The organism is Microbacterium ureisolvens, assembly GCF_015278315.1.
In the GTDB taxonomy this organism is placed as follows: Bacteria; Actinomycetota; Actinomycetes; order Actinomycetales; family Microbacteriaceae; genus Microbacterium; species Microbacterium ureisolvens.
In genome coordinates this window covers 1-9,208 of sequence record NZ_JADIJE010000025.1, presented here as the reverse complement: position 1 = coordinate 9,208, position 9,208 = coordinate 1, and the positions used below count along the sequence as shown (strand labels likewise).

Genomic DNA, 9,208 nt, shown 5'->3' with positions numbered 1-9,208 from the left:
TCGACGGCGGCGTCAGCGCCGCCTGGGCCGTTTGACCCCCATCGAGTTCGAGACCATCATGAACACGACCGTCGCACTGGCGGCGTGACTACAACCTGTCACCGATCCGTGCAGCAGTCCCCATATCCCGCCCGCGACGGACACTATCTGTGCTCCGCGCTGCCGCCGACCGGCGTGCGTACGCAGGGTTGGGCTCAAACCAGATGGAGGCTCCCCATTCGACGTGCGCTCGGCTACGACTATCTTTGGCGACGTCCGCTTGGTGAGGCTCCTATGGAACTGGCAGTCGCTAGGGCGAGGTAGTGGCGGCGCTCCGCCCCCCTCGTCATACTCGCGATGCTCAGGTAACCGACAGACCTCCAGTCGCTCACTGCGAAGGATTGAAGTGTGTCGGGATAACGCCGCGTCATGGTCACGGACGTGAATGCGGCCGCCATCGCCAGCAACTTGCGATGCTGGTCGAAGTCCGCATTTCGCCAGTCGAGCGTGATCTCGACCTCGTCGAGCGCTTGGCCGTTTCGCCGAACGGTCGCGATGGCAGAGCGACCGTCAAGCACCGTGACGTGGAGTTGCCACGGTGCGGCATTGAACAGCGCCTGCACGAGCCATGCGATCGCTGAGGCCAGACCGCTACCGGTACGGTCAGCGATGCTGATGAACGCTCCAAACTCATCCCTGTTCGCATCGTTGACCCGCATGCTTGGGACGTCCCGGCTGACGTTCCTGATCTGCATCAGCGCGTCGATCGCCCATCCTTCATTCGACGGCCCGTCTGGCGTGAGTACCTTCGCATCGACGCGCGGACGGGTCGCGAGACCCAGACCTAACGAACACACTGCAGCGGAAGCGAGAGGGGTCGAAACGACGAGCCAAGTGACGAACGTGTCAGCGGCGAAAGCAGTCGATAGGACCGTGACTATCGGTGTCAAGACGACCAACGCCCACCCAACAGACAGAAGCGCTCTGCCGGTTCGTTGATTCATGCGGAGATTGCGAATACCCGGAATGAGCGAGACGAGACGGGCGGCGACCGCGATCGAAAGCCAGGCGATGACTATTGCAAGCAGTGCGTTGGCGATCGGCGTGAGCACCTCAGCAACGAACTGGTCCCATCCCTTGCCGACGTCTGCGACCCAATCGCCGAGCCGGCCGGTTTCATTTCCGGAAGCCCCGGCGCATCCGCTTAGAAAAAGGACAACCGTCAGCCCGAGTGCCGCCGTAGGCGCTCGAAGCCTTCGCGCTGACCTCCGGCTTGAAACCATCGTCGATGCTCCTCAGCAATCGTCCGACCTCCCGCCGCCCCGGCTCCCGAGCTCCGTTCAGTTCGGGGCTGCGGCCAGGTGGTAGCAATAGCCGCACCACGCCGCACCGGAGATTGCTTCAGTCAGCGTTTGGCTCTGATTGTCCAGAATCCCGGTCGGCTGAAATTGTCTCGGGACACTGGGAGGAGCCTCCTTGCTCAGCGTGTGATACCCCGTCAGCTGGCGACCCGCTTCAACCCACCGGTCGGCGTCTCAATTGGAAGCCCAGCGCCAAGCGGTGAGGGGCGCATACAGTACCGAGGAAGCAGCTTTCCGCCCCCGCCGCCTCTGAGATGCACCGCAGAGGTCCTCGCTTGTTCACTGTCCTGCCGGCCGCTTTACGCGCTCCCTATGACCTGATGCGCCGCGTATTTCTCGGCGTAGAATCTATGCTGTGGATGGATCTCCCTCCGCACCAGACTCCGAGCGACTCGAGCTCACGGAAGGATCCTCGCGCCCGACCGATACCGAACGCGAGTTGAACGTGTTGCGCGCGCGAGCGTACGGTCCGCGTGCCGATATATACGCAGATCCCACGGCGCTGGCCAGGCTGATCGATCTGGAAGCCGCTGCCGCCCTCACGAGGACGACCCAACGCAGCCTTGGCGCCGTTGCCACCGCCGCGGACGCGTCGTCCACGGCCTCCCCAGGCGCGCTCAACCCTGCCGCCGCCGACCCGGGCTCGGCTGCGGGTGGCGGGATCGAGGAGCTAACGAGCCCCCCGAAGCGGAGAGCACAGTTTTCGTGGCGGGGCGCCCGGAGAGCGCGAAATGGCACCTGGTGGGCCGTAGCTGGGGTTGCCGTGATCGCAAGTATCGGTGCCGCTGCGGTGGTGTGGCTTGGCGGCCCCCGACCTGACGCATCGCTGCAACGGACGGCGGCTGACGCGAACAGCACGGCCATGGCGGTGCTGGGAGGGAATGGCTGGCGCCCAGTGGCCTCGACCCTGCGGCAATTCGAGCCCTACCATGGCGTGGTTGTGTGGTCCGTCGAGACTGCGATCGGAGATATCTGTATTGCCGCGTGGGACAGCACGGGCAGTAGATTCGATTTTCGGTGTTCTCCACCAGCGACTGAGCACTCCGTGCACCTGCGGAACGACCCGAATGCGACAGACGGCTTCGGGGACTGGCTCCCCGAGGGCAGCATCCTCAGCTTCCACCTCCGCGACAACACGGTTGACGTGTTCATCCGATCTGCCGCCAACTGACTGAGACCCTGTCGCCGACGCCTACCGCGCTCGTTGGCGACCGGCGTTCCCGCTGCGTCAGAACGACTGGAGGAAGGATCAGCAGAGTGCGTCTCCGCCGAAGTCGGCCGCCTGCGACGGTGGTAGGAGCCGCGTCACTCGACCGGGAGCAACTCGACATCAATCCGCCCGTCCGGCTCCACGAGCGCCTTCATCATCGTGTGCCGCGGCTGCCGGCGACGATCCGTGGGCGAACCCGGATTGAGCAAACGCAGACCGCCGGGCGTCACAGTGTCCCAAGGGATGTGGCTGTGCCCGAAGACGAGCACATCCGTCTCGGGGAAAGCCAGCCGCATGCGCCGCTCCCGCGACTTCGCATCTCCCGTTTCATGCACAACGGTGAACCGGACTCCCTCAATGCTGCGCGAGGCGATTTCGGGCAGAACAGCACGAAGGTCATCGCCGTCATTGTTCCCGTACACGCCCAGCACCTCGCCGTGGTGCTGCAACTCTTCGAAGACGGATACTGCTACCCAATCGCCGGCGTGGACGATGAGGTCGGCGGCATCGGCTGCACGCAGCACAGCACCGGGAAGGCGCCGCGCGCGGCCGGGAATGTGCGTGTCGGAGATGAGGAGGAGCCGCGATGTCACAACTCCAGCATCCCGGATGAGCTCCACTTCCGGCGCTCGCCTATTTCAAGACGGCCCTGTGTAATCGGCACTCGCTCAGCGGCGGTACGGCTGCCGCTCGCACGTGCACCGGCATCAGAGCGTCGCCAGTGAGATCGGCGCCTATGCCCTATCGAAGTGACCGGCGCGGGGGCGAGCCTTGAGCGCCATCACCTACTGTCCTTCTTGTGGTCTTCCGGCAAAGGGCTGTGCATGACCTACTCCGCTACCTGGAGCGACATCGTCGACCTGGCTTCTGAAGTGCTCGACGGCGACACTGTGCTTGACGCCGGGCAAGCGGAGGCAGCTGCTGCGATCGCCAGCACATATCGGCTGTGTCGGTGACCGGGCAGCCCCGCGCAGGAAAGACCACGATGCTGCGAGTCACGCGACTGGCGTTGGCTCGACGCCGACGACAGGGCTCATTTGAGTTCTATGGGCATAGCGACAAGCGAGAAGTCCACGACGTACGCCCCGCTGACCGACGTGTAGCACCGCATCTCTATGCGGCCAGCCGACGCGAGCGTCACGACCCTTTCGATATCGACCATCTGGTCGGCCCAGGGCTCGGTGTGGGCAACACGGCCCCATCCCGCCTCGACCCCGTCGACGGTCACCAAGCACCCGACTGAGGAGTCACTCTCGAAATGGCCGGCGCGCCCTTGCGCCCGAACAAGATAGCGCCCTGCCGGCACGGACAAGGGCGATCCCACCGGAACGACGTGGGTGACCGCCGGGCTCGTATTTCCCGGGTCCTCTGTTCGATAGATCGGAACGCCGGCGGCGGCTGTCGGCCCAGCGGGCCCGGCAGGTCCCGCAGGACCCTCAGGCCCAACAGCTCCGGCCGGCCCCGTCGGTCCCTCTGGTCCGGCGGGCCCTGCCGGACCGGCGACACCCCATCGCACCTCGCGCTCCGCGAGGAGGCTCGGTTTGGTGAGGCAGACGCCGTCCGGCGGGATCCGTAGGACGCCCGTGGTCTTGTTCTGGCACGCCACGATCTCGGCGGCGGTGTTGGCGGTGGGGGCGACCGCGCCAGCCGTCGCGGCGAGCGCAACGATGCCACCCGCCACGATCCCGGACATCCGTCCCCTAGCCACGGAGCACCACCACTGGGGTATCGGCAGCCGTCGCCGATGGGAATCCGGCATACGACAGATCAACACGCGCGAGCAGTTCGTCGTCGTCGGGCCTGTAGCCGATCAGGACTTGCTGCCTCAGCCACCACGGATCTCCTGGGCGGGCGGGCAGATAGACGTAGATCGGCTCATTCGCATCCTCCTGGAGCGATGCGCGCGGCAGGGTGACTTCTCGAGTGCGTGCGACCGAGGTGCTCCCGACGGGAAGCACGAGCGGCTCCGGCGTCGAGGTCCAGATCGCCGTTGGACCGATCTGCGCTCCGTCGATTCCGAAGAGCTGCACGCGTTCCTCCACGACGAGCCCGTTCTGCATCAAGAAGGCCTCGATCGCCGAGACCTCGGCGGTGTAGGTGACCGTCAGCTTGACGCCGGCGGCAAGCGGCTGAAGCGACATCGATGGATTCTGGATTGTTGGCATTGCTACCTCCTTCGGCCGGGCACCGCCCGAACCGGTGCCGTTGGAGGCGATCGTGCCGACCGCGGCCGGGTCACGGCATCCATCCCGCAGATGGTTGGTGCGCACCTCACGTCTTCACTCGCACCCCTGTGGTCGTAGGCGGTGTAAGACCTGGGTCTGATGCGCGGGGCTTCACGGGGCGGTACTCTCCGGGCATGTGGCTGCGGCGCCCCTCGCTTGCGGATGCGGTCCTCGCCGTAGTGTGCGGGGTCTCGGTGGCGGCGTTCCTGCTGCCGAGCACATGGTGGGCGCTTCCCATCGTCCCGGCCACCGCCGCGCTCGTCGTGATGCTTCCCCAGCGGCCGCTCACCGCTGGAGCACTGCTATCGGCTCTGTACCTGGTTCTCGACGTCATCGGGCTAACGGATGACACTGGCGCCTATCTGGCGCCGTTCTTCATCGGGGTCTACTCCGTCGGGCGGTACGCGCCGTTCTGGCGCGGAGCGCTGGTCTCGCTCACTTTTCCGATCTCCTCCATGCAGAACTGGGATGGCAGCACAATCGCCTTCGCCATCATCCTCACGGCGCTCGTCTTCGCATACGGCCGCGTCGTGCAGGTGCGCGCCGCCGGCGCACGGCGCGCGCAAGCATCTGCCGCAGAACTACAGGCGACCGACGCGGCAACGCTCGCATCCCAGATCGTCGCCAACGAACGCGCTCGCCTAGGTGGACAGTCGTTAGGGCTCCTCCGCGCGGCGGTCGAGGGAATGCGAGCGGATGCCGCGGCTGCTCGAGCCGACTTGGACGGGCCTCTCATCGAATCTGTGTCGCGCCGCGGACGTCAGGCTGTGACGGAGTTGCGCTGGCTGCTCGGCATCCTGAGGGCGGAGCCCGACGTTGATCGACCTGGGACACGTCGAGACCCCCGCATCCGCGTGATGGACGTGGTTCTCGCCGGCGTCCTCCTCGTCATGGGCCTCGTCGAACTGGCCCTCAGTCTGTGGGAGAGGCCCGAGCCGCTTGCGTGGGCAGTCGCCGTCGTACTGCCCGCGTGTGTGGCCGTTCGCAGGCGGTTCACTGCTGGTGCACTAATCGTGGCCGCCTTCGCTGCTGGTTCGGCCCTCGTCAGCGGGGTGCTGCCTACTGTAGGAAACCTTCTTTGTCTCGTAGTGCTCGCGTGGACGGCGGGCGTCGTGGCGCTTCCCATGAGCTGGCTCGTCCTCGCTGTACTCGCGGCCGCCTCAGCGGGATGGTTTGGACTGCACGATCCGGGCAACGCCGTGTTCACGCTCTTCGTGCTGGCGCTGCCCGCCTTCGCGGGATTCGAGTGGGGAGCGCAGGACCGTGCCGCCCGGGTCGCGTCCGCGCACGCCGATCGCCTGCGCGCCGACCTGGACGCACGGGTGGAGGCCGCCCGGCGCGAGGAACGGCTCCGGCTCGCCCGCGAGCTTCACGATGTCGCGAGCCACGCGGTGGGCGTCATGGTGCTGCAGTCGTCAGCGGCGTCTGCCCTCCGAGAGCGGGATCCTGCTGCCGCGAGGGATGCGCTCAGGACTGTCGATGAGGCTGCGTCACACACCTTGCGGGAACTCGAGGTGTTGTTCGACCTCCTCGACTCGGGGGCGATCGGCGCGCCGGGGCTGGCCTCGCCGACCCATGAGCCACTCGAGCGCCTTGTCGACCGCATGCGAAAGACAGGGCTGCAGATCTCACTCGATCAGACAGCGATCCCGGCGCATCTCGACGACGTGGTCTACCGCGTCGTGCAGGAGAGCCTGACGAATGTCGTGCGGCACTCGAACGCGCGGCACGTGCGGGTCAGCGTCCAGCGACGTGGCGACGAACTGCGAGTGAGTGTGACGGATGACGGTACCTCGACGATCGATCCACACCACCGTGCCGTCGAAACTCCCAGTTTCGGACTCATCGGACTCGGTGAGCGCGTCGACGGAGTCGGCGGCACGTTCCGCGCGGGCTGGCAGCATGACGGTTTCGGGGTCGAGGCCGTGCTCTCGGCCGAGCCCGTGGTGAGGCTGTGATGGACGAGCCGCCGATCCGAGTGCTGATCGCCGATGATCAGCACCTCATCCGTGCGGGCTTGCGGGCGATCATCGATGCCGAACCGGATCTCCGGGTCGTCGGCGAAGCGTCGGATGGGGCGACGGCGGCGCGCGAGGCGGTCGCCACACGTGCGGATGTCGTGCTGATGGACGTGCAGATGCCCGGTGTCGAGGGCATCGAAGGTGTACGTCGTGTGGTCGAGGTCCGTCCCGAGGCGCGCGTTCTGATGCTGACGATGTTCGATTTGGATGAGTACGTCGCCGGCGCCCTGCGCGCCGGGGCAAGCGGATTCCTGCTGAAGACCACGCCGCCCGCCGAACTCGCCACAGCGATTCGTGCGTCACGGAGTGGGGCGATGCTCTTCGCGCCGTCCGTCACCCGACGGCTCGTCGAGTCGTACGTCAGTCAGCCCGCTCACGTCGACGGCGTGCCGGAGCGTCTCGCCGGTCTGACGGCGCGTGAGCTCGACGTGTTCCAGGCGATCGCGCGAGGGCTGTCGAACAGCGAGATCGGCGCCGAGCTTTACATGGGCGAGGCAACAGTCAAGACCCACATCACGCGCATCCTGGCGAAGCTCGGCCTGCGTGATCGCGTGCAGGCGGTCGTGCTCGCGTACGACTGCGGGATCATGCGGCCCGGTGCCGACTTGAGGTGACCGCAGTACTGCAACCCCTGGAGATCGAGTAGCCAGGCCAAGCCGCGTATCGCGATGGGGAATTCCGGGATGCCGGGCGCGATCGGACTTCGGGGTGTCTGCCGCGACTCCGACCAGGGTCGGACGGGCTTACGACTTTGTGGTGGCCGATCCGAGACCTCCGACACCCGAGAGACGACCTCTCGTCGGATGCGAGCGTGCCTCGCCGCCGCCAGCATGGGGGCGTTCCGCACCGATGGTGCTTCGAAATCTCGTGAAAGTTGACAATCATGCGACGTCTGGACGTGACGCTGCGCTGGCTGGGAGCGATCGGGATCACCCTCGCACCGCTCGGACTATTCGTGCTTCCTGGCCTGCTGAATCCGGAGCCCTACGAAACGGCTGAGGAACAATTCACGGCGTTCGCGGAGGGAGTGAACGGCGTGTACCCCGCACAAATGCTCCAGCTCTTCGGGTCAATCTGCCTCATGGTCTCTGCCCTCGGGATCGGGGGCATCACGATTGCACGACGCCGCGGGCGCACGCTCGGCGTGATCGGCCTCGCGACCGGAGTGATCGGCGCAATCGCGCTCCTCCTCGTCATCGGCTTCGAGCTCGCCATGCTGACCGTGCTCATGTCGGGAACCGACACGCAGGCCACAGTCGCGCAGGTCATCGAGATCTTCGCCCAGCCTTCGTTCGGCATCCCGCTGATGGTCGGCCTCGTGGGCTTCTTCGTGACCCTGCCGCTCCTCGCCCTGGCGCTGTGGCGCAGCCGGATCGTGCCGCTCGTCGTCCCGCTACTGTTCGTGCTGCCCGTGGTCGTCGGCTTCGTTCCGCTGCCCATCGACGCCACGGTCGCGGGTGGCGTCGCGCTGCTGGTCCCCTGCGTGTGGATGAGCGCGCAGTTGATCCGCGGAGTAGTCACGAAGGCGGGGCCGGATACCGCGGTCGTCGCCGCAGCGAGCGCAGGTCGTTGAGCTTCGCAGGGCGAGACGAAACGCTCCGGGAATGCGCGGGGCGTTTCGTCTCGCACGCGCTGCGCCATCGCGCTGAACGACGGCGCGATCAGCCGGGCTCCCGAGGTGATGAGACAGCGTTGGCCCAGAGCCAGCAACGCGCTGCCCGATCCCAGCTGCTCGGCTCACCCCGGCTCTCCGCGCCGCGAATTCAATGCAATGATCAGGGCATCCTGAACGTCACCGACGAGAACCCTTACTCTTACGGCGCCGTCGACAGCGAGTTCGCGGCCAACACCCGGTTGGACTTTGCACGCACCGGTGCGATTGCCCGCTCCGCCTCCCATGACCTGCCGCAAACCCGGCTGGATTCCGTGCTGGACGGGGTTCTCCGAAGGGACCGCGTCAGCGAAGGCATCGTGTAGGACTCACGAGCTGCGGGTTGACTCGACCACGCCCGCTCACGGCCCGGTGATCGCACGCCCAAACAGCGAACTTCCACTGCCCGCTTTCGCGCATGGCTCGCCGAGCGACCCGCCAGGCGCGTCCACGCGGTGATGCAATAGTCGAGGCGTGCAAGGGAAACGGGCCTGCCAGCGACCGGATGGGGCGCTTGCGCAGGCGGAATCCCGAGGCAGTTGCTCCGATTCGCCGTTCCCAAGGGGGACGCTGGGGCACGAGGTCGCGACTGTGTTGAGTCGGAAGTCGACCTGACTGACACCCCCTTACCCACCTAAGGGGTGCGCGCGTGCCCCCCCCCCCCCCCCCCCCCCCCCCCCCCCCCCCCCCCGCCCCCCCCCCCCCCCCCCCCCCCCCCCCCCCCCCCCCCCCCGGGGGCGCGCACGAGCGGACGGCCCGCC

At 66.7% G+C, this 9,208-nt stretch carries 9 protein-coding genes; 5 read left to right on the top strand and 4 right to left on the bottom strand.

The window, feature by feature from the left end:
• Positions 1-239: 239 nt before the first annotated feature.
• Entirely contained in the window at positions 240-1,091 is an 852-nt protein-coding gene (locus IM767_RS20405) for a hypothetical protein (RefSeq protein WP_162564271.1), read from the bottom strand.
• A gap of 1,294 nt (positions 1,092-2,385) precedes the next feature.
• Here IM767_RS20405 and IM767_RS21085 point away from each other — a divergent pair.
• On the top strand, positions 2,386-2,511 hold the full coding sequence (locus tag IM767_RS21085; RefSeq protein ID WP_275426021.1) for a hypothetical protein: 126 nt from the start codon (positions 2,386-2,388) through the stop codon (positions 2,509-2,511).
• 134 nt (positions 2,512-2,645) lie between these two features.
• Here IM767_RS21085 and IM767_RS20400 read toward each other — a convergent pair whose 3' ends face one another.
• From IM767_RS20400 to IM767_RS20390, 3 genes are all read right to left on the bottom strand, one after another.
• Positions 2,646-3,143, bottom strand: coding sequence for a metallophosphoesterase family protein (locus IM767_RS20400; RefSeq protein ID WP_109210381.1), 498 nt, complete (start codon positions 3,141-3,143; stop codon positions 2,646-2,648).
• 440 nt (positions 3,144-3,583) lie between these two features.
• On the bottom strand, positions 3,584-3,778 hold the full coding sequence (locus IM767_RS20395) for a hypothetical protein (RefSeq protein ID WP_162564270.1): 195 nt from the start codon (positions 3,776-3,778) through the stop codon (positions 3,584-3,586).
• 472 nt (positions 3,779-4,250) lie between these two features.
• The gene (locus IM767_RS20390) at positions 4,251-4,820 is read right to left on the bottom strand and encodes a hypothetical protein (protein ID WP_162564269.1); all 570 of its coding nucleotides are present in this window, start codon (positions 4,818-4,820) and stop codon (positions 4,251-4,253) included.
• An 89-nt stretch (positions 4,821-4,909) separates the two neighbouring features.
• On the opposite strand from IM767_RS20390, the gene IM767_RS20385 reads away from it, so the two are divergent.
• From IM767_RS20385 to IM767_RS20370, 4 genes are all read left to right on the top strand, one after another.
• A complete protein-coding gene (locus tag IM767_RS20385) occupies positions 4,910-6,733 on the top strand; it encodes a sensor histidine kinase (protein ID WP_162564268.1) in 1,824 nt (607 codons plus the stop codon).
• Entirely contained in the window at positions 6,733-7,410 is a 678-nt protein-coding gene (locus IM767_RS20380) for a response regulator (protein WP_109210344.1), read from the top strand. The genes IM767_RS20385 and IM767_RS20380 overlap by 1 nt, the downstream gene beginning before the upstream one ends.
• 269 nt (positions 7,411-7,679) lie before the next feature.
• Complete coding sequence (locus IM767_RS20375) at positions 7,680-8,369, top strand: hypothetical protein (RefSeq protein WP_109210343.1); 690 nt, start codon at positions 7,680-7,682, stop codon at positions 8,367-8,369.
• A 119-nt stretch (positions 8,370-8,488) separates the two neighbouring features.
• Entirely contained in the window at positions 8,489-8,773 is a 285-nt protein-coding gene (locus tag IM767_RS20370; RefSeq protein ID WP_109210342.1) for a hypothetical protein, read from the top strand.
• The last annotated feature ends 435 nt before the right edge of the window (positions 8,774-9,208 follow it).